Genomic DNA, 23253 nt, shown 5'->3' on the forward strand with positions numbered 1-23253 from the left:
CTTTTCTACTAAAAACGAATAAATAGCGATACTGTCGTGGCACTAACGTCCAAACTCCAACAATCCTTATTCATGGAGCAAGGGCGGTCACGACCCATAGTAAAGAAAAAGTGAATGGCTTGTATCTTTGCAGGTAAGACTTGATGTTACTGAAAGAGAGCAAAACGCCTTGGTGTCTCTTTTTATTCGATAAAAAGAGACACCAAAGCAGTTGCCTTAATCGGTAAAACTAGAGCTTGTAGACATAGGCCGCACCACTGCGTGCTGCACTGTTATCAGTCTGGTCACCGTTGATGCGGGTGGCATTCGAGTCTTCATCTACAGCTCCCACCACCAGAGTACTACCATCGGCACTCAAACTGATTGAATGGCCGAAAAAGTCACTACTCTCCGTATTGGAGGCCTTGAGGTAAGCCTTCTGGGACCAATTATCACTGGCGTATCGGAACAGGTACACCGCACTACTGCTTGTTGCACCGTTATTCTGGTTACCGTTGACGCCGGTGGCATCCGAGTCTTCATATATAGCTCCCACCGCCAGAGTATTACCATCGGCACTCAAATTGATTGAATGGCCAAAACGGTCCCTCATCTCCGTATTGGAGGCCTTGAGGTAAGCCTGCTGGGACCAATTATCACTGGCGTATCGGAACAGGTACACCGCACCACTGTCTTCTGCACTGTTATTACTCTGGTTACCGTTGACGCCGGTGGCGTTCGATTTTTCATACATAGCTCCCACCGCCAGAGTATTACCATCGGCGCTCAAACTGATTGAATAGCCGAAATAGTCTTCCGCCCCCGCATTGGAGGCCTTGAGGTAAGCCTGCTGGGACCAGTTATTACCGGCGTATCGGAACAGGTACACCGCACCAGCGTTTAATGCACTGTTACTAGCCTGGTTACCGTCGATGCCGGTGGCACTCGAGTCTTCTCTATGAGCTCCCACCGCCAGAGTATTACCATCGGCACTCAAACTGATTGAATAGCCGAAATAGTCGGTCGACGCCGTATTGGAGGCCTTGACGTAAGCCTGCTGGGACCAGTTATTACCGGCGTATCGGAACAGGTACGCCGCACCACTGCTTGTTGCACTGTTATTAGTCTGGTCACCGTTGATGCCGGTGGCACTCGAGCCTTCAGCTAGAGCTCCCACCGCCAGAGTATTACCATCGGCACTCAAACTGATTGAATGGCCAAAACGGTCACCCAACCCCGGATTGGAGGCCTTGAGGTAAGCCTGCTGGGACCAGTTACTACCGGCGTATCGGAACAGGTACACCGCACCACTGTCTGTTGTACTGTCATTATTCTGGTCACCGTTGATGCCGGTGGCACTTGAGTCTTCATCCTTAGCTCCCACCGCCAGAGTATTACCATCGGCACTCAAACTGATTGAATGGCCGAAAAGGTCACCCGCCCCCGCATTGGAGGCCTTGAGGTAAGCCTGCTGGGACCACCTGTCACCATCTCGACGATAAAGGTACACCGCACCACTGTCTGTTGAACTGTCATTATTCTGGTCACCGTTGATGCCGGTGGCACTTGAGTCTTCATTCTGAGCTCCCACCGCCAGGACATTACCATCGGCACTCAAACTGATTGAATGGCCAAAACTGTCATCCCCCTCTGTATTGGAGGCCTTGAGATAACCAATCATATCCGTGATTTCATCAGCAGAGACAGGTTCAGCGGGACTAGCTTGCTTTTCCTCCCCCTTTGTCGCCAATACAAAGAAATCATTCTCTAGAGCATCCAGTAAAGAGGGGACAGAAAAGGTCGCAGAAGTTTCATCGGTTACCTCAGCCAAAGGCAAACACTGTTGGGGTAAGGTAAGGTCTTCTTGACAGACGGTATATTCCACTCCAGTGATGTCTTCCTCTAGTGCGGCGCTTTGCCAATCTACCGTTAAACGGCCAATATCCCCTGCAGTTCCTGAGGTGTTAGCATGGCTCATATCGATAATATTGAACGGTTTCAACTCTGACTCCGGTGGAGGCGTTACCTCCGGTGGAGGCGTTACCTCCGGTGGAGGCGTTACCTCCGGTGGAGGCGTTGAAGAATCGTCATCACACCCAAATAGAAAAGGAGTAACGAAAATAACGAACATTGAACTGACAAGTTGTTTCTTTTTAAACATATTTTTAACCACAATGATAGTGTTTCAGTTGGACACCTCCCTATTAAATCGGTTATTAAAATTAATATTGGTTCTTATCAGCAAATAAAGAAATTTAAATTTTCGACTTGAAGGTTTTGTGGCTTTGTTGCTTAAGTCGATGGAACTAAATCTAGAAGCTATGATCTGATCTGGCTACACCCATCAATCATCGTAGCCTCATGCCTAAGCCTCGTTACAAAACAACTAACTGGAAGCAGTACAACAAAGCCTTAATCAACCGCGGTTCTCTGACCTTTTGGATTGATGAGGAAACGATAGCTGAGTGGAAACAAAACAAACAAGGCAAACGTGGTAGACCTCGCCGATTCAGCGACTTAGCCATTACTACCGCACTGATGGTGAAACGCATTTTCTCAATGCCATTGAGAGCGCTACAAGGTTTTCTCGACTCTGTATTTAAGCTGGCTAACATCCCGCTTACTTGCCCGCACTACACCTGTATAAGCCGCCGAGCTAAGGAAGTTGAGGTTTCATTTCAAACCAAAACCAGAGGAGCAATACAACACCTGGCAATTGATGCCACTCGCCTCAAGGTTTATGGTGAGAGTGAATGGAAGGTCAAGAAGCATGGTACTGATGGGAAGCGCAGAGTCTGGCGTAAACTGCATATTGCAGTAGATACAAGCACTCACGAGATAGTGGCGGCAGAGCTGAGTTTATCTAACGTAACCGATGCGGAAGTGCTCCCCAACTTACTCAAGCAGACGCGTCGTAAAATAATTGAAATATCAGGTGATGGTGCTTATGACACAAGGAATTGTCATGATGCGATACGGATTAAGCGAGCGGTTGCGCTTATCCCACCACGAGAAGGAGCTGCATTCTGGGAACAAGGACACCCTCGCAATTTAGCAGTAGCTTGTCAAAAGCTCTACGGCTCCAACAAGAAGTGGAAAAAACGGTATGGCTATCACAACAAGCGCTCATTATCAGAGACAGCAATGTACCGAGTAAAACAGCTGCTAGGTGGGAAATTAAGTCTAAGAAATCACAATGCTCAGGTTGGCGAGACTTACGCTATGATCAAAGCGCTGAACAAGCTTACAAGACTTGGTATGCCTGAAACGCAGTATTTTGCTTAATAACTGAACAACTTTGGGCTGCCATGTCTTCCAACCGAATTAAGCAATAAAGCCCTTTGTAGTACAAAACGACCCGCATACTCTCTGCACCAACTGTTTTATCGCCACTTTTTAATAGATATGTACAATGCTTGTTGCTAATTCAGAAGAAATCTTTGAGCAGCAATAAAACAGACTACATCCCCGCTTCTCTTCAGGAAATAAGCCAACACTTTGGCATTGATACTCACGCAGCGTTTGTCGAGAAGGCGGCCAACACTATTAGAGGTAATCAATCTCCAACCATACGTAAGAATCGTCCAAAGGTGGGGACTAGAATTTAAGCCTCGCATGTTGCGAACATCATTACTATGTTTTTATAACGACTCCAATCTTTACAATACGATCAGCTGTAATTTAGATGCTCTCAATTTAGCAGTAGTGAGTTGACGAGTGGATAGCGATGGCTTTGTTTCACGTCCATACGGGAAGAAGAGCGAAATAGAGCGGGGATTTAATCACGGAAGCATCCGATTACAGAGCAAGAGCGTTAAGTGAGATAGCCCATGTAGAGAGCACCACTATTCATCATCAATCGCTTTCAGAACTATATTTAAAGCCGGTTAATTGATAAACAAGGATAAAGCAGTAGAAGTGATGCTTGCAACATAAGTCAGCATAGCGCGAACAAGATTTCAAATAGTTAGAAAGCAGTTTGCAGCATAAGTTCGCATAACATTGCATCGAAAGCCTGCAAATTTAAACAATACCCCAAATCCAACGTTGTAAAATTACCACAGCCCCAATGAGCCCTCCAAAAGACATTGCGGGCACAACATTGCGAGCATGTGTGTAGCACACTTTTGGACAAAAATGCGTTAGAGCTACTGCACTAAATAGTTAGATTCGAATAAGGTGAATTTAGGTAAAATCTAGCTTGTTACAGTCTACAAATTAGAGCACGATTTACTTAGACTGACAGGACCGCTGATTGCTCCCTATTCTCGACTAGGTCTGTATATATAAATCTTTCCAAAAGACCTATAATTCCATCTTCAAATAAATTCAGTAACCATTGAGATGAAAAGCTATCTGGTATGAATGATCGTATTGTTCAGGCTCGCAAGGCTCTGATCTTAGAGAAAATAGCAGAAAACCCCTCTTCCAAACCGTTATTTAGGTATATAAATAAGCTTGGCTTTTCAGCAGAAGCTCGAACACTAGCAATCGCGGTTATGAAGGTAGAGTCCACTGCTAGGCCATGGTGGTTTAGGCTTGCGGAAGCCACAGTAGCAATGGTATTAGCAGCTCTCTCATTGTTAACAGGACATCTACCAAGAAATTATACTGTTGGTCCTCTTCAGTTGGGGATAAAAACATCCTTAGAATGGACCAACTCAGAACTGACTCCATTCAATTACATTCGACGACTCTGTCTTTTGTTGCAAGCTAAAGGAAGTTTGCGGATATTTAGGTGTGGCTATAGATTTCATCTACGGTCTATTAGAGCGGACAAAACTTCATTGCTTGAATTCAGTGAGTTTTACAACGGTAAGCAATCTATAAAGAACCGTTCTGTGCCGTACCATGAAGCTCTATTGGTTGCCATTAAATCAATAAAAGGAGCGTCAATAATTGATGTCGCTCGCAATGATAACCGATTAAATATAATGCAAACAGATAATGGAAAAGATGCTGCTCTATCCATAGAACGAGCAGTGAAAAAGAGGCTGTATTCGATACAAGAAAGTAGTGAAGATGGCGAATTAATTTCTGCGGTGGTTGTTCTTTGCAGTAATAAGACTCGTAAGGTTATTCATTCAATATATGTAGGACCTGATGTGGAACAGCAACCGGCTCTTCAGCAAAGACGATTGGTAGGATCGATCCTAAAAGTGCCTTTATACACATGTTATATAGAGCAATTCAAGTCAACTATCGATGAGACTTTCAATGATAAGCCGATAAAAGTCATATCAGATGGACAGGTGTTACAGCCCAGAAATGCAGACCATAAATTTCGAGGCCCTGTGACCGTGAAATATTCTTTTGCCTATTCAATTAATACAGTAGCTTTACAGATACTAGAAAAGCTTAAGGTCGAAAGGTTCATTTCATATCTAAGGAAGTCAGGGGTGCATATTCCTCTGCCCAATAGCCCGCTGCTTGCGCTTGGGGCTGTACACCTAACTATCTGGGAGGTACTTGCACTCTTTTCTCCAATTATGACTGGAGGGTACCTGAGCTGGGTTTCTAATGATGATTCTCGTCAGGTTTCCCCCCTTAATAATGGGGCTAGAGTCTCAAGTCGAAGAACAATAGAGACTATGAAGGACTTGCTGAAGGAAACAGCAATGGATGGGACTGCTGGATACCTACTAAATAAGGATCCTCATTCTCTTGGTGGAAAGACAGGTACGAGTGAGAAGAACCGAGACCTGTGGTTTGTCGGTGCTATCGATGAGGATACTTATGGTGCTGTTTGGATTGGAAGACACGATGGGCAACCACTCGTGGCAAACGATCATATCCCTATCTCGGCTTCGCGATTTGCTGTCCCAATGTGGTCAGACGTAGTTAGTGCATACAAAGAATGCACTAGATAGATTCGGTTGAGTACTCATCTGACCTAGAGTTCTATCCTTCCCGATTAAAAGATGCGATAAGCTGTTTGAGGCACCAAGCGAGAACTGCAAAAATGATTGCGGCCACTAGGCTATTCACAATGTCCTTAGCATCCAAATGGTTAGTTACTGCTGAAGTGTCGATATCAAATAAGATAGGGGCAAGGAGAGCACCAAAGAAACCACCAACCGTAAAAATCACAGCGACCATGATGTAAAGTGTGTATAGCTTTGCTTTTTGCCTAGCATAGTTTGGACTTATCAACTCTGGGTTATAGTAATCAGGCCAAACGAGGCAGAAAGCGGAAAAGAATCCTACCGATGCACCAACAAGCTTAATATTTTCAGCATAGCCAAAATAGAGAGCTGTCAACCCCGCCAAAAGGCCGGTAACAACTGGAATTGAGCTCCTGAATAAAGCCCCTAAAAATGATACGTCCTCATCCAACCCGTCTATAAGGCGTTCGTAGTGAAAATACCTCTTGGGCATAATTTTTTTCTGGACCTTTAAGAGCCCCATAGTGACGAGTGAGAACAAAAATATAAGTAGTAAGCTAAAACTCAGGTTATCCACAGCGACTTAATCCTTCCTTATGTGTTTAAATGCCTTGCTCCCCGCTTAGTTTATACTCAACATTTCTTTTGATGCTTACTTGCGGTTTCCGATTATGTTGTTCTTCGACTCTATAAGTCCAGAACTTTAAAATTGGCAAACTTCTGTCCACAAGTGTTTCAGGTAAAAAAAGTATTTCACTTATATGAAATTCCTAGCTCGAAACGGGACAGGTTTGAGCTAGCTACAAAAGCTAGCTCGCTTGGGAGGCTTCATATCTGAGATGCGCTAACGAGTAAATGGAGTGACTATGCTCTTTTAACTGCATCCAGCTCATTTTCTGCCTGCCGCATATCGTCTATCGCCTCTTTTAAATCTTCAGAACTTACCGCGCCTGCTCGATGAAGCTTTGCCATTTCCTTGTGATGCTGACACGCGCGATCATACTTTTCTCTTGCTTCTTTTATTTCAGGAGTTCTGTTTATGTTGAACATAGACAACTACCTCATGTGATTGAATGAACATGTTAAACACTACAGTACAAAGATGAATAAAAGTAAGTCAAAGCAGCACGATATAAATTGAGAGATGGTGCAAGTCTAACAACGAATGGGGCAAAAGTGTTTTAGCTTACCTTCCCCCGTCTGACTAGACACTGCCAAAAATCGATCAATCTTTATTGTAAATGATCAGACTTTATTGGAATCGACAAACTATATTGTCTTCCGACAATACATTTTGTAGAGATCCATTTACTCAGACCTGTTACATCAACTTCAAGCAAGTAATTCACATGACCATTTCGCTCCACGACAACGCAACGAATCGTTCTCTTTGCATCAGAGTCAATCAAGTGGCATTTACTACGTCCAACCTGATCTAGCTCATGAGTGTACGAGTCAATGATTGTGCAGGCATATTTTTCCTCTAGCATTTGCACCATCATGTTAAAGGCCGTAAAACGAGAAGCATACTCCTCTGATCGATCAGTGCAATCTTGCATACCTCCACCCATGTCTGCCGAAGGTATCTCACCATTACTGCCAGGCTCATTGGTACTGACCTTATCACCTGCTTTCTTAGCTTCATCTTTGCTTCTATCTGGCCGATGACTCCTTTTTGGCGTTGTTGCTTTCGACGTTGAAAAACGATTTTTAAACCTTACTGAGCAAGTATTTTCACCTAGTAAGAATGCATGGTTAGCATCGGAAGCCTCACGATCATCATCGATAATATGATCTTCTGGGCGCTCGTATGGTTCAGGGCATTTTCCACCAGTGGTTGGCTCTTGGCCTTCATCTGGATGCGTAAAAGAAGGGTTATGGAAATAGACCCTGGACGGCATAAGAGCATTAATTTCAATATCCGTGATCTTTTCAACCAGAAAGTAGCGACCACTTGCATCAAGCCGGCCTTCATATGACAAAGACCACCCAGACATTTGAGGAGGGTCGAAGTGAAATAGCCAACGCTTATACCCCGCAGATACATCTTGGTCCTTCTCGACGTTAAAATATCTAAAAATCTATTCAAATGAACGCTTTGCATTGCTATCAATAAGCAACCAGCTCAACATTGCTCTTGTTGCACAATCATTGAATGCCGAAGGAGGAAAGTTTGATGTTTGCAACACTTCGATATTGGCATAATCCTCCTTGGTGTTAACTTCGACCTTGAAGTCTGTAAGCAAACGAGAAGACATTAATGACGCTCGCGATAAGTAAGAGCTGGCATAAAATAGGACCCTTGCCAACTCTAGCTGAGGAATAATCAGTTTAGGGGCAGATACTCGGTCTAATACAAATGCATGTTGCTCTGACTCTTTCTTTCTCAAAGACTCTGCTGACTCTGAGTCGGGGAACTCACTCAAGCTACTGTGTCGAAGGAACTCATTACTTCTAAATTTATGACGCCCTCGTTTAGCGTAACTTTCTGACAACCCTCTTGGATTAATTATTTTTCCTCGGTACAAAGCAGGGACATTAGAAAATGCAGTCGCACGAAAATTATTTTTCTGCTGTGGGGGATAGCACCAAACTTCAATTGAAGGCCGGTAAGACGAATCACTTGTTCGTACTAATACTTTACCTGTATGGACTATACGTACATCATCGTCACACTTGTAAAACCTAGCTCCCATATCATTTCCTTATTTGTAATCTGATCTTGTAGTTACCCAGCCAAGTAAGTCGATGATAACTGGCATTATTCTTTCGTTGGGGAGGCTTGCTGAACGCATCAATTGCCAGCGACTCATTCCTGCTCCTGTTTTTGATTTTGCGATTACAGCCATGACTAGCCGACGAGCTTGAAACTCAAAGACGCTTTCTTGATACCGATTCAAAGCAAAAGATAGCAAGGGTAATAAGTTCAGTTTTTTGCTCACCGATCCGTAATCATCTAGCTGCTTGAGTAAGAAGTTTTTGCTTCTTCGAGGGCCGTCAATAACAGTATCTAATCGTTCTACAATCCTAATAAGCTGCTTAGTTAGTGAGCGGTCTCTTGCTCTCCAATCTACTTTTTTCTGCCTTACATGAGATTGGGATTGATGGGCTCGATTGAAAGCCAATAACCAATCTCTATCATTTCGGTACAGCCAAGCATACAGTGCACCACCACCAGGAAGTTTGCGTGCTCTCTTAATCGGGGCCTTGCCTATTAAGTTACGCCACAGCTCACGTTTTTCTTCACTTGAATTTGGCACAAGCTGAGCATTGTCCTTCGGGATCGATACCGTCACTTTATCTTTTGATTTTACTTCTTTTATGATTTCACTAGCCGACATTTCAGGAATAAAAGCAGACCAAACCGTTAAGTGCTGTAGATAGCTAAAAGCTTTACGATGACGGCGAAATAACGTGCGAAGCCAGTTAGTATCTCTATCAGAATTGATGGTGAGCTCAGGGGTAACGATCTTGCTTGCAACTAAGTCTGCAATCTTATCGTGAGCAACCTGTTTAGGACCTTTTCCACACCCAAAGTCCTGTGCTAGATGATTGTAGAAAAGGCTCCATTGATGCTGAGTCGGGGAGTCTTGGGCTGGTAAACACATTACCTCTTTAGCTTTGCTAGCTAAGTAAGCAAACCGCTGCGCTGTTATATTCTGGTCGTTACATAAAAAGGGCTGGCATTGTATTCGGTCACATGTATGGTACATGTGCCTACTATCATGGTATGAGGTTGTCGATTGGCTCAGAAGCCCATGCTCAGGGCAGTATGGTAAGGACGGTAAGAACCAAAATCTCGACCAATAACTTTCCCCATATTTTTGCTTTTGTTCCGCAACACAAGCAGGGCAAACACGAAAGTTGTCCGATGTTTTTACAATAGAAGCAGGAGCTCCTAGCATTAGATGAACAGAGCCCTTAGCACAATTTTCCATTCGCTTCATCGCTCTTATCCTGACACTTTCATCAACAAAAGGAGCGTAAATCGGGAACATTGTATGCTCATAAATAAGCTGTTGGACGTCAAATCGTCCCGTGTTAACTAGCTGCTCTGATATCGATGACAAATGACTAGGCAGGTCAATTGTCGCAATCACTTTTCTGTCACCAAACACTTCATCTAGTAGCTGTTTAGAGCTTGTTATCGCACTGCGAATTCCAGCTCTAGCTACCAAACTATAGATTAATTCATCTGGGTATGGGACAGGGAAACAGCGCAATATTAAACCGCCTTTTCTAGCAATGACTGAATGTCTAAAATCAAACCCGACTTTGACATTGCAGTGTACACTTCGTTATCAGAATCAGACTGAGAATGAACAAACCTCAAGTCCTCACTATCAAGTGTATGCCATTGAGTTTGTTTGATTGATGATGCCCTCTTGCCCTTGCTTGGCTTAGCCTCTTTTTTTGGTCGTAGTTGTTCAGGATTAGTGAGTTGCTCATGCACCAGCGGCAATAAGCTTATCCATGTCAAATCAGGATTTAGGTCAAATAGCTGTCGTATTACGGGAGCCAAAAGCGTTGAGTCGAACTCATCTTTCAAGGCCATATATACACGCCGCTCTTCATCGGTTTTGAGCTGTTGATATGCAAACTCTTCAGGTGTTTGTTGGACTGTTTCTGCAACCTGCTTTTGCAGTTCTAGTAGTCTCTTGTCTGTATCGCTAAGTTTAAGATCTGAAAACTTAATCATTTCTTCGACATCATTAGACCGCAAAGCTGCGAGCATTGGATGAACGGGTTTTAATTCATCCTCATAAACCTGTCGCATTAATTTAGGCGTGATCCTTTCCATTTTTGTCGCGATTGCACGCAACTGACACAATACGAATAGTTTAACCACAATATCCAGTACGCCTTGGCTCAGGTCATACCACAAAGAACGAATTTCCTCCGATAATACCTCATCACGTTTTTGTAGCCATTGGAGAGTCCATAACTTATCAGTGAGCGCTTTCCACTCTCTTCCTTCTTCCATTGGATCCCAAAAAATTGCGCCAAGACCAGAGCCACGCCTTGCAGATCTCATATCTGCCTCAAATATCTCGCGGGCTCGTGGTGTTCCGACCAAAATCACCGGAAGACCAATGGTATTTACCAGTGTTACAAAGAAATTGAGCATTTTCTCAGAACCACCAGAGCGAGAGCGGCTAAGGTGCTGTATTTCATCAATAATAAGAACACCTACTGCGTGAGCATTTGCAACTTGGGCCATTGCAGCTAAAAGTGTTTCAATACTGGGCCTTTTTCTCATCGAGTATTGTCTTTCGTAGTTTGATGTTCCTAGTGCTCTATCCATCGCACGAAAAAAGTTCAAACACAGCTCTTTAAGTGAACCGTCATGGGAGCAGTCAATTTTTAGATAAACAACTTGCTCAAGATTTCTGTCAGGGTGGTAAATAACTTGAGGATATAACGACAAAAGCTGCTTAATCGCTGTTGTTTTGCCATTTCCGCTACATCCGATCAATGTCATGCTTTGGGCTGTAGAACTAACTTCCGTGAACTTTATCGCCTTCAAATCACCAGATAAAACACGCTCGTAACCATTTTGTATGTGTCTTGCCCAGTCACCTGTTTCGGGGTTTCTTCCAACATAGCCACGCCGTATCATCAATGAAAGCCTTTCATGCAACTGTATGTGCTGACTGAGGGGCTGGAAAAAATCATCAATAACACGACAGATACTATGCGCTCTTTCAATGCCATTTCGATGGATATCTTCTGCGGTACACCTCAACGAACTCTTTAGAGCACTTGAGTCGTCCAGGAAGCTATTTATCGGTGGTAGGGCCTCTATCAGCGGGTTATCTCGATAAACTGAGAGTGTCGCATTTTGATAGACGGCAACTACGCGATGATCTTGGCTTTTCTTCATCAATTTTCATCCTCATCATCAAATAGCTCCGGTATGAAGTCAGGCAGTTGATAGCTTTCCTCCTCTCCCTTTATAGGTATCGCCGACGCAACTTCTTCTTTAGTCCTGTCTGGCCGTATTGCTAGTTCCTTTCTCTCTTGCTCTCGCGTATTCCGTTTATTGCCTTTAATCTCATTTATCTTTTGCGCGTTGCTCAATGTGCTGGTTTTTCGATTCTTTTTCGCCTTTTTCAGTTTCTTTTCAAGAAGGTCATCAAAATCCCGTTCTACCGGTGCAAATTGATAGTTAGCTTCTGCTAAAGTTTGTTTTTGAGCCGCTTGACGCTCCCATACTTGATACCAAGTTAGATCACGGAACTCTCTACTTCGACTTGAAAGATCGCAAACCCAAAATGTATTTTTTCCTTCTTCAGGAAACAAATATATGTGATTAGCAGAACCTAGCTCATAAGCTGCAAATAGTTTTTGGGGTCTCGAAACTTCCGAAGAACGGTGCATCCAACCTGTCTGGATAATTTCTTTTCCTGTGTAGGTTAATCCCCATAACTTTATGCCTAACTCTGATACGGTGACCTTTTTACGCGGTAACAGCAGTATCTTTGCAATATCTGTATCAATGGCTCGCAAACGGCCAGTACGATGCTGGAGTCCCCACCTCCAAAGCTCAATAGGGATCGATGGAAGGTTTTCTGGCATATCAGAATCGCGATCGTACTTTTCTAACGGTTTGTTTAAGTTGTGAGCAAGTATTGAATAAAGCAGTATTTCAATAAAGTCTGATCTCGCCACAGCAGCTTCAACCCTATAATCGCTTTCACCATGCTTCTTAACCTTGTTACCAGTTACGACACCTGGCATATAGGGCTTAAACTTAGCTTGCAACGTGCCAAATGACCTCTCTACGATACCTTTGGCGTCACCCCTTCGAGGGGGAGCACTTTCAAGACGAACTCCTATAGCATCAACCAAATAATTTGCTTGATGGCTCATCAATTCACCGCGATCAGCTAGCAGAACATCGGGAATACCTACACATGGCCACTGCTCTTCAGAAATATCGATTCCATATTCTGCGCAGGCATTTACTTTGCTATCAAAGCTGCATATAAGTGCCTTCATTGCAACGGGAAAAGAAGGGTTATCGAACCCGATATAAAAGCCAGCAACCATACGGCTAAAAACATCAATGACCATATAAATGGTCGGTCGACCGATAACCTTATCTGGGTCACCGTCATCAACTAGGTAAATATCGGCGATGGTGGCATCAATTTCGTATCGGCTGCCCGGGCCTAACGCTTGCTCGGTAGCAGTGCCATGAAGTGGTCTAACATCTTTTTTGTAATTTCCTTGAGGCGTCTGTACCGTGAGCTGAGTGGCCTTTGTATACTCGGTTTTGTAAAAGTATTGAAACTGGCGAAGCGTCGGAATTTCATGCTCTTCAACGTCAGGATGTTTGAGCTTGTAAGCCTTAGTAAACTTGATGTACGAATATCGAATTGAAAAGCCCTTATCATTCATCAGATACTTATCACAAATGATTCGAAATTGCTTTCTGACACTTTCGGTCACTGGCTCTCCGCGACCAATACCATATATCCTCGGTCTACCAGCTTTGCTAGTCTTGAAGTTTCTTCTTTTTCCACCTGCACCAGAGTTTTTGTAATCAGGCAAGAGAGCATTCTTCATCTGTCCTCTTTGCCAATAGCGCCTCAAGAGTCGATAGAGAGTAGGTTTGCCTTTACCCGATTTAGCAATAACCTGATTAAGCCTGCTCGCTCGAACTCGCTTGTCAAACGCACCTTCGCCTTCAACGATAGGCTTTATAAGTTCATAGTTGCGTTGGCTTTCCAAATAATTACTAGATGCTTGGTCCCAAGACTCACCTTGGAGGTATGAGTAGGGGTCAGGGATCTTTTCTAAACGCCCCTCATCAGTCCAAGCAAAGCATTCATCAAAATAGACTCTTTCAGGTAAACCTTTATTCTCATCAATAGCAATCCAATAGAAGTAGCTTGTCTCAGTAAAAAGTATACGATAGGGCTTGCCATCAAATGATAGGGTTTCATTAACTCGCCACATAGCTGTGCCCCTCATCAAAAGCTACACCTCTAAATACAAGGTCTCTTGCTCGCAAGCTATGGAAAGGATAACGAATATCAAACGTGATAAGCCTAGCAGCGCACATCAATCGAAGATCGAACATAGAGTCTCCTAACTTCTGTCCAAAGGCCAACTCATATTCTTTTGCAATTTCAACCACTTTCCTGTCGGGAGTGTGAGAGAAATAAGCTTTCATGTGTTTAAACGTTAGCAAAAGCTCATCGGTAATCAATTTATCAAAATACCCTTTGACGCCATATAGCCACTCAATATTATCCACAACGATTTTATCTATTTCCTTCTCCGTGACGAGGAACCACGGGATCTTTTTTAACTGCCAATAACGACGTTCAATTTCAAGCTTTTCGATAGTTCTGGGATCTTTAAGGGCATTTTTATATTTAGCTTGGATAACAAATCGGGGCTGAACTTTAGAAGAGGAGCTGACAAAAAAGTCTGACGACATTACTTGATTGACCCCGTTTTGCGCAGGGTGCCAAAGTTGATGTTCCTGGCAGATATTTAACGTGTCATTCACATACAACCACGGTTTATAATTAGAAAGCTTTCCTGAACCTCGGCCTTCGTTAATCCGCCTGATGATTTGCTTTTCAGTTAAAACATACTTTGATTTTGCCATAACAAAAACCCGGTCAACTTTTAATCAGTCTAACCGGGTTTAAAAAGTTTTCAACTTTAATGTCTCAGTTTCAAACTTTATTGTTTAGTTTCAATTTTTATTGTCTTACGACACTAATGATCCTTCGTAATGTCGGTTTTGATATCGCCGTTCGTTGGTGTAACAACTCCTGTGATATATGCCGTCGCTTTAACGCCAACTCGATATTCTCACCCAGTTGTTCGAGGATGCGTTGCTGTCTAGGAAAAACCACGGCTCTGCGACGTGAGCTCATAATGAAACTATATCTCCATCAATGTTCAAAATGTGAAAGCGTAGTTTCACTAAAGGTCTAGGTATACGTTCTGTTGTAAGTAACTCAACCAGTAACATTATACCTTCTTCATACATGCGTCCCCATAAACACATTACCGACAGTACCAAAAGTAAGTCAATTGTGTCTCATATGAGTTAAATAGATAGCCGGCACAAGCAAAGTTTGGGGCAAAACCTTCCTAGAGTTATCACGTAAAACAGCAAAATGAGAATGACGTTGACTGTCGGAAAGCCGCTTAGTAAAGCTTCCAAACCTACTGAGATATCTGTCAATTTCACCGTAAAATCCGACACTGAAAACCCTATTAAACCTATGTTTTATAAAGGTTAATTTCGGTTGCAAAAGTTATCATTTTTTTTAGAAAAAGCATTCCGAACTGAAAGAGCTCAACATCTGCCACTATTGATCACTGGTAGCGCGTAATAGAGCTACTTTTTGTGGTTATGGTCGTGTCTGTGCTTTAGCTAAGCTAGCTCCTTTGTGTTCGACACGTAAATCCATATTTTATAAACACTTTAGGGGAGAAATAAGTTCATTTCGCAGGTTGCGATTCGCACACTGCGAAATGAGCGTCTAACTCGAAAGTGGGCAAATTAACGGGTTAGTAAGCTTTAATGAACAAACTGACGGAACACAAATAAGCCTCGCATTGGCGAGGCTTGATGGTGTTCATTTGTAGTATTGGTGACGTCTTTTCGAATTATGCTTCCAACACTTAGCAACGTCATATACGTGTGCAGGGTAATCATCCCACGGGTTAGCTAGTGATCTTCCTCTAGCTGCTCGCAGTTTGATGGGATATTCACCACACTCAACTTTATGGAGGAAATAGTAGCTCTTCTCCTGCTTGGTTGAAAAATGCTTGTGAGTTCCACTGCGTACGCTAGGATACACATCCCATAGATAATCCCCTTGCGCTTTGACATAACTTCGATACTGTCGTTTTAGTTTTTTCATTTACCCTCCAGGTTTACATTACCTAGAAGGGGTCCTGTGCAAAGTAGTTCATTCGTCCACCATGATGTGCTCTTTACCCAAGTCTAGCAACTTCTAGTTAGGGCCTAAAATCATTGCCAAAGCTTATCAAGAAAACCATTAGTCTTAATACCATCTGTGAAGAGTTTGGGCAAAAATGGGGCAGACTCGCTTGAAATTAAAACAGCAATGTTTCATGTCTTTAAATTATTCTTAAGCTTCGCTATCGATTCTAGTTTTCCAATTAGCTCACGATCACTGGCGACCATACCAAGGTCATTTTCGAGGCCTAATACTGACAAAACGATCATATAGTGCCCAATAGAGACTGTTGAATCACCTCTAATTGTCGGAGGACAATATAGTTTAAAACTTTTCCATCTCAAACACCTTACTTTTAAGTAGAAAATAGGCATTGGGTGACAATAAAGGTTGAAACCTAATCTCTATTACAGCTTATACAAGCCAAAACCATTACAATAAAGATTGAAACTTTACAGATAATATAGTAACACAATAATATTTGACACAATTAACACTAAAAGAGGTTATTAGCCCTAACTAATAACCTCTTAAGCTATCTACACTAACCGTATTATTGACCCATAGTGTGTGCCGTTAGAATAGCTGCATAAACTGACTTCGCCGTAACAAGGAAAGGCATGTTGTGAATCGTCTCACCTTCAGCACATGAAGCCTCTGCCACTTCCATTAGCTTGTCATGGTTTAGCTCTTTCACGCCCATGTCGTGTAGGTTTGTTGGTAGACCAACAGCGCGACAGAAGTTAAGCACTTCTTCAATCTCTTGTTTCGGTGCATTCTCAAGCACAAGCTGTGTTAGCGTACCAAATGCTACCTTCTCACCGTGTAATAAGTGGTGACACTCTTCAAGCTTAGTTAAACCATTGTGGATTGCGTGTGCTGCAGCTAGACCAGAGCTTTCAAAGCCGATACCTGATAGGTATGTGTTTGCTTCGATGATGTTCTCTACTGCTTTCGTGGAAACCTTATTCTCTACCGCAGATTTTGCTTTTTCACCATCGGCAATCAGCGTCTCATAACATAGCTTCGCTAGTGCTTGCGCTGAACGAGTTGGTGCTCCCCCCGCCATTGTCGCTTTACCTGATAGACCATTCGCGCGCGCTTCAAAGTAAGTAGACAGCGCATCACCCATACCTGCAACCAGTGTACGGACAGGTGCTGCAGCGATGATACCTGTATCCATGATGACCATATTCGGGTTAGCAGGGAATAGTAGGTACTCACTGAACTCACCTTCTGGTGTGTAGATAACAGCCAGTGCTGAAGTTGGTGCGTCCGTAGAAGCGATTGTTGGAACAATTACAACAGGCAACTTAGTGTAGAACGCGATAGCTTTTGCTGTATCTAGCGTTTTACCACCACCGACACCGATGATGACATCATTTTGAGCCGCATTACATACTTCGATTAGACGTTCGATCTCTGGGCGAGAACACTCACCAGCGAACTTATCAAAGTTTACTTCTAGACCTTCACCAACGATGCTTGTTTCAACGCGGTCACGAACCAAACCCATTACGAAGTCGTCAGCAATCGCCAGTGGTTTCTTACCAAAAACAGATACGTATTTGCCGATGTTGTCGATTGCGCCTTCACCTTGGATGTACTTGCTTGGTGAGATGATGATGTTATCCATGTTCTTTTCCTATAATTCTTTTGTTTCGTTATTTATTGTTATTTTGGTTGCGGCCTTTTGCTGCTAACAGAAGCGAAAGACCACTTATTCGATGCTAATTACTTAGAACTGGCTGAATACAGTTTCTACAGCGAATGCGCCTGGATCTTTAGTGCCTGATAGGCTGTCGCTGTTTAGGTATGAAGAACGACCTGCGTTTGCGTTGGTCATCTCTACCGTAGATTCTGCCCCTGCTTTAGCTGCTGCAATCGCTGCAACAAAACCTTCAGCAGCCCATGCCTCTAGCGCTGGATGAAGCGCATCAATCATAGTGCGGTCGCCCGGTTTCGCGCCACCGTAAGCCATCATCTGACCAAGACCGGCTTGAAGTGCTTGAGCAAGAGAGCCGTTTTGTTCGTAGTCACGACCAGCCGCAGTGAACATGATTGAAAGTAGAACGCCAGAAGAGCCACCCATTACGGAAGTTAGGCAGTCTGCAACCGTTGTCAGCAGTTTCGCTTTATCTTGTAGAGGAAGCGCGCTCGCCTCCAGTTGAGCAAGTACCTTACGAGCACCTGCAGCGAAAGTAGAACCGGTATCGCCATCACCCACAATCGAATCAAGATGGTTTAGTTCACCTTCGATATCGATGATTGCATTACAAACTTTGCGTAAAACTAGCGCGGTTTCTTCGTCGTAAGATGGCTCAAACTCTTTCTTCGCAATGTGGTTTTCACACTTAGTCACAGGGATTTCACGACACGCTACTGCACCCGGCCATGCTTCTGTTTCAACTTCAGAGGTAAGTGCTTTCGTGATTTCATCCGTTAGCTGGATAGCAGAAATCGAGAAGCCTTTCATATCAATCGCGGTCATTAGAGCGCCGCTCACGATGAATTTCGCTTGTTTACCAAGATCTGATTCCATCACTTCTTTTGCTACGATGTTCATCTCAATTGGAGATAGGCCACCTAAGTTGTTGAGCAAAATAGCATTGTCTGTGGTTGGCTTCGCTTCCAACAGCTTGCTTACCATTGTGGTAACCAACTCTTTCGCTTGTGGAAGGTCGATGGTTTCGATACCCGCTTCGCCGTGAATACCAAGACCTAGCTCTGCTTTACCTTGAGCAATACGATCATTGCTTTCACCCGGTAAAGAACAGCTTGTTAGCGCCACACCAATCGATGCCGTCTTGTCACTTGCTTCAACCGCTGCTTGTTTCACTTCTTCTAAAGAACCGCCGTTCTCTGCCACGTAGCCCGCGACTTTCTGAACAAACAAAGTACCTGCGATACCGCGAGGCTGTGGATTACCAGGGATAGAAATGTCATCACCAACGACAATCAGATCAACCTTACGACCCATCTCTTTTGCTTTTTCAACAGCAAGACCAAAGTTCAGACGGTCACCCGTATAATTTTTGATAATAACCAAACAGCCAGCATCGCCCGTTACATGAAGGATTGCGTTTAGAACGGCATCAACACTTGGCGCTGCAAATAGATCGCCACAAACGGCAGCTGTCAGCATGCCTTTACCAACAAAACCTGCGTGCGCTGGCTCGTGACCAGAGCCACCACCACAAATAAGCGCCACTTTATCTTTGTTCCAGTCGCTACGAGCAACCACTTTGATGTCGTTTTCAAAGTCTAGAAGCGTTAGGTTTTCACGTTGAGCGCTGTAAAGCGTGCCTTGGATAGAGTCGATTACGAAAGACTCTTTATTATTTAAAATCAGATCAGACATTTTATTTCCAGGTTTTATTCAAGCGTAGAGATACAGAGACTAATTAATTACTATTAATAGCCTTGTTTATAATTTATTTTGGATAAAATAATGGCGAGATAATTTTTCACCTCGCCAGATATTTTAGATATTATTTATTGTAAAAGGTTCTTGATAGAGCGAGTTCAACACCGCGAATCTCAGCAAGACCTTTTAGGCGACCGATACAAGAATAACCAGGGTTGGTTTGCTTCTTCAGGTCATCGATCATTTGGTGGCCGTGGTCAGGACGCATTGGGATTAGTCGAGTTTCACCTTGGTCTTTACGACGGTTCTCTTCTTTAAGCAGCGCATTGATCACGTTGTACATATCAACATCACCTTCTAGGTGAGCTGCTTCATGGAAACTCATCGGGTTCTCTTCACGTTGTGTAGAGCGTAGGTGAGTGAAGTAAATACGATCACCGTACGTTTCAATCATATTCACAAGGTCGTTATCGCCACGAACGCCGTAAGAGCCCGTACACATGGTGATACCGTTCATCTTGCTTGGCACTGCCGTAGTAAGCGCTTCAATATCCTCAATCGTTGACACGATGCGTGGCAAGCCAAGGATAGGCCGCGGTGGATCGTCCGGGTGAACAGCAAGCTTGAGACCATACTGTTCACACACTGGTATGAGCTCTTCTAGGAATAACACCATGTGTTCACGCAGTTTCGCTTTATTAATGCCTTTGTACGTATCTAGACGCGCTTGGAATTCTTCTAGCGTATAGCCTTCTTCCGCCCCTGGAAGCCCTGCAATAATGTTAGCAGTCAGCTTGTCTATTTCTGCTTGTGTCATTGCTTCAAAACGTTGGCGCGCTTCATTCTGTTCTTCTTCTGTGTATTCTGCATTCGCACCTGGACGTTTTAGAATATAAAGCTCAAATGCGGCAAATTCTATTTGGTCAAATCTCAACGCTTTGGAACCATCAGCCAATTCATACTCTAGATCAGTACGAGTCCAATCCAGCACGGGCATAAAGTTATAGCAAACTGTATCAATTCCACATTCAGCTAAATTTATCAGCGACTGCTTATAGTTTTCTATCCACTCTGCGTAGTTTCCAGAGCGCGTTTTTATTTCTTCGTGTACTGGTACACTTTCTACAACCGACCAAACAAAGCCTTTTTCTTCAATGATTGCTTTGCGCTTTAGTATTTCTTCTATTGTCCAAACCTCACCATTTGGAATATGGTGGAGTGCATTTACAATACCTGTTGCTCCAGCTTGTTTTATATCATCTAGTGATACAGGGTCATTCGGGCCATACCAACGCCATGTTTGTTCCATATTACTTACCTTTATTGGGACAATACTAACCCGCAGTAGAAAACTATTAATCTACTGGAGTTATTTATATTTGAGTTTTAAATTATTTATCTAAATAAGAAGCCATCAAATTTAGGATCATCTACATCAGACAATTCAAACAGCGTCTGCTTTACATTTTCTAAATGTTGCCACATCGCTTCTTGGGCTCCCTTAGGATCACGTTTCTGAAGAGCTAGTAGTACTTGTTCATGATCTTCAAGCCAAGCCGTTCGATAGTTCATATTAGTGATTCGTATGTGGAGTTGACGCCACATAGAGCTTTCGTCTCGACGAGCCCAGAGATCTCGCACAATATCACTAAGTACACTGTTTTGAGATGCTTCAGCGATGGTTAAGTGAAACATTTCATCGCCATCATAATCACCATGGCCTGTTTCTAGCTGTTTACGCTCTGTATCAAGAGCATCACGCAGCTTAGAGATGTCACTCTTAGTTACATGTTGCGCAGCAAAACCTGCAATTTGGCTTTCTAGAACTTGGCGAGCTTGAAGGAGTTCAAATGGTCCAATATCAGAGCCAGCACGATTATTGGTTAGTTTTTGAGATTGACCAACTTCAGGCACGCTCACTACATAAACACCAGACCCTTTTCTAACTTCGACCAATTGCTGAAGCTCTAACATAATAATTGCTTCACGCACGACAGAGCGACTGACTTCCATTTCCTCGGCGATGTCGCGTTCTGGTGGGAGGCGGTCACCAACCTTGAATTCACTTGTGCTGATGCGTTCCTGTAATGCAAGGCCAATTTCTTGGTAAAGTCTTTTTGGTGCGGTGATTGCGATATTCATAGTAACTACTTTTTTGCTTTTTCTAGTGGTGATAATAGCACTCTCGTATAATTGGTCAACCAATTATCAACTCCACGCTCAACTTTGATTGATAAGTTTGGCGTAGAACTCTCCTAGGAGTTTAAACGACTCTTTTTTAGTGAATTTGTCATTTGAAATAAGCCCCTTACGATTCCAACCTTTTTGGAACATATTTTGTCGACGCTCAACTCTAAACTCATAAAGAATCCATGGAGAAATTCCTTTAATGTAGTCCAACTTCTCTAAGTACTCGATCTGTTTTTTATAGACTTCTGTCATGTATGATTCACTAAAGAAACCTTCTTTCGGTGCGCCCTCACCAATGAAACCATCTGCACCTGTTTCAGAGATGACCACTGGTTTGCCCGGATTGGAGTTTTCACCAATTTCTATCAACTCATCAAAGACCTCTTCATACCAACCGTAGTATTCATTAATGCCAATAACATCAAGGTGTTCAGCAAGGCGGTCTTCAATCTTATTTTTTGCATGGTTGACTAAACAAGCAGCGGAGACTAAACGTGTTGGGTCATACTCTCGTGCGGTTTGCACAAGGTTAGACATAAACTCAAGTCGAGCATCGGTATCCGCGTTTTCGTTGCCTACAGACCACATAATGACACTTGCTCGGTTGCGGTCACGCTTAATCATCTCAATTAATTGGTTCTGTGCATCCTTATATGTCGCTGGGTTTTCAAAATCAATTGCCCAGTAAACTGGAATTTCAGCCCAAATAAGAAATCCCATCTCATCGGCCATTTTTGTCGCCATTTCATGATGGGTATAGTGCGCAAAACGCATGTAGTTGCAATTGAGCTCTTTAGCATGTTGGAAGCGACGCTTGAGGTCTTCTGGAGTCACGACTTTACCAAGAGTTTTATCATCTTCATGAACACTGATACCACGCAGGAAAGTATTTACTCCATTGACAAAGATATCAGTCCCTACAACTTGTACTTGTCTAAAGCCGACTCGATCTGAAACTATGTCATCACCGTATTGAAAGGTCACATCATATAGCTTAGGACTCTCTGGAGACCACAATTCTGGAGTTGCTGAAAACTCCAAAGCGCCTTTTCCATTGTCTAGCTTAATGGATTGCTCTATATCGAGTTCTGGGATTAAGGCGGTGGCTTCTTCCAGCTCCCCCTCAACGTCAAACTCGGCTCGGAGTGTGTTGTATTGGCTGTTTGGTACAAGGTAGATATGAGCATCGCGGATAACCTGAACCGGGGTTCTAACTATCTCGATATCACGGTATATGCCGCCATAGTTGAACCAATCTGTGTTACGCATAGGTACACGGTCAAGCGTACGAGCATTGTTGACACAACACATAATCCAGTTTTGACCAACTTTTAATTTATCAGTGAATTCGGCAAAGAAAGGAGTAGATCCTCCATAGTGGTTACCAAGAAACTCACCATTAAGGAATATTTTACAGTCGTACTGAGCCGCACCGATACGTAAGAATATGCGTTCGTCATCTTCGCTAGGCTTGAAGTCCCATGCTTTGGTATACCATGCACTTCCTTCAAAGAAATACCATTTCTCTTTTTCCATCTGCCAACATGAGGGCACAGGAGTTGTTTCACCCACATATGGGTCGTAGTCCCAAGGCTCAATTCTTTGCTCTGCTGGCATTGGCTTCATATCGTACCAGCGTTGACGAAGTCCCGTATCGAGTAGGTCTACTGCAAAGTTCCAATACCCGTTGAGTGACTCAGTCTTACGATCTCCCATAAACAACATGTTCGTGTGATTAAGGTTTTGAAGATTGAAAGGGACATCGTATTGTTCGTCGTGAAGACAGTTAATAGCATTTTCAGCGAGTTCAGAGCGCTCTAACATCTTTGCTTTACTCCAAAAAAAGAGAGCGCGAGTGCGCTCTCTATGAGGT

The 23253-nt window shown here is 43.3% G+C and carries 16 protein-coding genes and 2 pseudogenes; 2 read left to right on the forward strand and 16 right to left on the reverse strand.

Features of this window, described 5'->3' with window-relative positions; all coding sequences use genetic code 11:
- Positions 1-229: 229 nt before the first annotated feature.
- Positions 230-2140 carry an FG-GAP repeat protein gene (locus ACXABW_RS10005; RefSeq protein ID WP_457522505.1) on the reverse strand — a complete coding sequence of 637 codons (1911 nt, stop codon included), beginning with the start codon at positions 2138-2140 and terminating at the stop codon, positions 230-232.
- Positions 2141-2340: 200 nt separating this feature from the next.
- Here ACXABW_RS10005 and ACXABW_RS10010 point away from each other — a divergent pair, with 200 nt between their 5' ends.
- Positions 2341-3264, forward strand: a complete 924-nt coding sequence (locus tag ACXABW_RS10010; RefSeq protein ID WP_457522506.1) for an IS5 family transposase — start codon at positions 2341-2343, stop codon at positions 3262-3264.
- Positions 3265-4340: 1076 nt separating this feature from the next.
- Positions 4341-5849: a penicillin-binding transpeptidase domain-containing protein gene (locus ACXABW_RS10015; protein WP_457522507.1), complete on the forward strand. Its 1509-nt coding sequence runs from the start codon at positions 4341-4343 to the stop codon at positions 5847-5849.
- A gap of 31 nt (positions 5850-5880) precedes the next feature.
- On the opposite strand, the gene ACXABW_RS10020 is transcribed toward ACXABW_RS10015, so the two are convergent.
- The 15 genes and pseudogenes from ACXABW_RS10020 to ACXABW_RS10090 form a co-directional block, all read right to left on the reverse strand.
- A complete protein-coding gene (locus ACXABW_RS10020; protein ID WP_457522509.1) occupies positions 5881-6441 on the reverse strand; it encodes a hypothetical protein in 561 nt (186 codons plus the stop codon).
- 287 nt (positions 6442-6728) lie between these two features.
- Positions 6729-6914 carry a hypothetical protein gene (locus ACXABW_RS10025; protein ID WP_273643529.1) on the reverse strand — a complete coding sequence of 62 codons (186 nt, stop codon included), beginning with the start codon at positions 6912-6914 and terminating at the stop codon, positions 6729-6731.
- Between the two features lie 182 nt (positions 6915-7096).
- Positions 7097-7846, reverse strand: a complete 750-nt coding sequence (locus tag ACXABW_RS10030) for a Tn7-like element transposition protein TnsE (RefSeq protein ID WP_457522510.1) — start codon at positions 7844-7846, stop codon at positions 7097-7099.
- A 99-nt stretch (positions 7847-7945) separates the two neighbouring features.
- Entirely contained in the window at positions 7946-8560 is a 615-nt protein-coding gene (locus tag ACXABW_RS10035; protein ID WP_457522512.1) for a hypothetical protein, read from the reverse strand.
- 9 nt (positions 8561-8569) lie between these two features.
- Positions 8570-9472, reverse strand: coding sequence for a TnsD family Tn7-like transposition protein (locus ACXABW_RS10040; RefSeq protein ID WP_457525004.1), 903 nt, complete (start codon positions 9470-9472; stop codon positions 8570-8572).
- A gap of 204 nt (positions 9473-9676) precedes the next feature.
- Positions 9677-10087: pseudogene (locus tag ACXABW_RS10045) on the reverse strand (TniQ family protein); the annotation flags it as partial.
- A gap of 2 nt (positions 10088-10089) precedes the next feature.
- Positions 10090-11748 carry an AAA family ATPase gene (locus tag ACXABW_RS10050; RefSeq protein WP_457522513.1) on the reverse strand — a complete coding sequence of 553 codons (1659 nt, stop codon included), beginning with the start codon at positions 11746-11748 and terminating at the stop codon, positions 10090-10092.
- Positions 11748-13829, reverse strand: coding sequence for a transposase (locus tag ACXABW_RS10055; RefSeq protein WP_457522514.1), 2082 nt, complete (start codon positions 13827-13829; stop codon positions 11748-11750). The genes ACXABW_RS10050 and ACXABW_RS10055 overlap by 1 nt, the downstream gene beginning before the upstream one ends.
- Positions 13816-14490, reverse strand: a complete 675-nt coding sequence (locus tag ACXABW_RS10060) for a TnsA endonuclease N-terminal domain-containing protein (protein WP_457522516.1) — start codon at positions 14488-14490, stop codon at positions 13816-13818. Before ACXABW_RS10060 ends, ACXABW_RS10055 begins: the two co-directional genes overlap by 14 nt.
- 118 nt (positions 14491-14608) lie before the next feature.
- Positions 14609-14764 (reverse strand): annotated as a pseudogene (locus ACXABW_RS10065) (transcriptional regulator); the annotation flags it as partial.
- 1612 nt (positions 14765-16376) lie between these two features.
- Entirely contained in the window at positions 16377-17459 is a 1083-nt protein-coding gene (locus tag ACXABW_RS10070) for a glycerol dehydrogenase (RefSeq protein WP_457522517.1), read from the reverse strand.
- A 102-nt stretch (positions 17460-17561) separates the two neighbouring features.
- Positions 17562-19184 (reverse strand): dihydroxyacetone kinase subunit DhaK, encoded by a 1623-nt coding sequence (locus ACXABW_RS10075; RefSeq protein WP_457522518.1) that lies wholly within the window; start codon positions 19182-19184, stop codon positions 17562-17564.
- Positions 19185-19314: 130 nt separating this feature from the next.
- Positions 19315-20499: a mannonate dehydratase gene (uxuA, locus tag ACXABW_RS10080; RefSeq protein ID WP_457522520.1), complete on the reverse strand. Its 1185-nt coding sequence runs from the start codon at positions 20497-20499 to the stop codon at positions 19315-19317.
- 86 nt (positions 20500-20585) lie between these two features.
- The gene (locus ACXABW_RS10085; protein ID WP_457522522.1) at positions 20586-21332 is read right to left on the reverse strand and encodes an FCD domain-containing protein; all 747 of its coding nucleotides are present in this window, start codon (positions 21330-21332) and stop codon (positions 20586-20588) included.
- A 78-nt stretch (positions 21333-21410) separates the two neighbouring features.
- Positions 21411-23204, reverse strand: a complete 1794-nt coding sequence (locus ACXABW_RS10090) for a glycoside hydrolase family 2 protein (protein WP_457522524.1) — start codon at positions 23202-23204, stop codon at positions 21411-21413.
- Between the last annotated feature and the right edge of the window lie 49 nt (positions 23205-23253).

Source organism: Vibrio paucivorans, from assembly GCF_054053395.1.

Coding starts and splice junctions, on each gene's coding strand:
- ACXABW_RS10005 (WP_457522505.1), bottom strand. CDS start 2,140: ATGTTTAAAAAGAAACAACTTGTCAGTTCAATGTTCGTTATTTTCGTT.
- ACXABW_RS10010 (WP_457522506.1), top strand. CDS start 2,341: ATGCCTAAGCCTCGTTACAAAACAACTAACTGGAAGCAGTACAACAAA.
- ACXABW_RS10015 (WP_457522507.1), top strand. CDS start 4,341: ATGAATGATCGTATTGTTCAGGCTCGCAAGGCTCTGATCTTAGAGAAA.
- ACXABW_RS10025 (WP_273643529.1), bottom strand. CDS start 6,914: ATGTTCAACATAAACAGAACTCCTGAAATAAAAGAAGCAAGAGAAAAG.
- ACXABW_RS10035 (WP_457522512.1), bottom strand. CDS start 8,560: ATGGGAGCTAGGTTTTACAAGTGTGACGATGATGTACGTATAGTCCAT.
- ACXABW_RS10040 (WP_457525004.1), bottom strand. CDS start 9,472: ATGTGTTTACCAGCCCAAGACTCCCCGACTCAGCATCAATGGAGCCTT.
- ACXABW_RS10050 (WP_457522513.1), bottom strand. CDS start 11,748: ATGAAGAAAAGCCAAGATCATCGCGTAGTTGCCGTCTATCAAAATGCG.
- ACXABW_RS10055 (WP_457522514.1), bottom strand. CDS start 13,829: ATGTGGCGAGTTAATGAAACCCTATCATTTGATGGCAAGCCCTATCGT.
- ACXABW_RS10060 (WP_457522516.1), bottom strand. CDS start 14,490: ATGGCAAAATCAAAGTATGTTTTAACTGAAAAGCAAATCATCAGGCGG.
- ACXABW_RS10070 (WP_457522517.1), bottom strand. CDS start 17,459: ATGGATAACATCATCATCTCACCAAGCAAGTACATCCAAGGTGAAGGC.
- ACXABW_RS10075 (WP_457522518.1), bottom strand. CDS start 19,184: ATGTCTGATCTGATTTTAAATAATAAAGAGTCTTTCGTAATCGACTCT.
- uxuA (WP_457522520.1), bottom strand. CDS start 20,499: ATGGAACAAACATGGCGTTGGTATGGCCCGAATGACCCTGTATCACTA.
- ACXABW_RS10085 (WP_457522522.1), bottom strand. CDS start 21,332: ATGAATATCGCAATCACCGCACCAAAAAGACTTTACCAAGAAATTGGC.
- ACXABW_RS10090 (WP_457522524.1), bottom strand. CDS start 23,204: ATGTTAGAGCGCTCTGAACTCGCTGAAAATGCTATTAACTGTCTTCAC.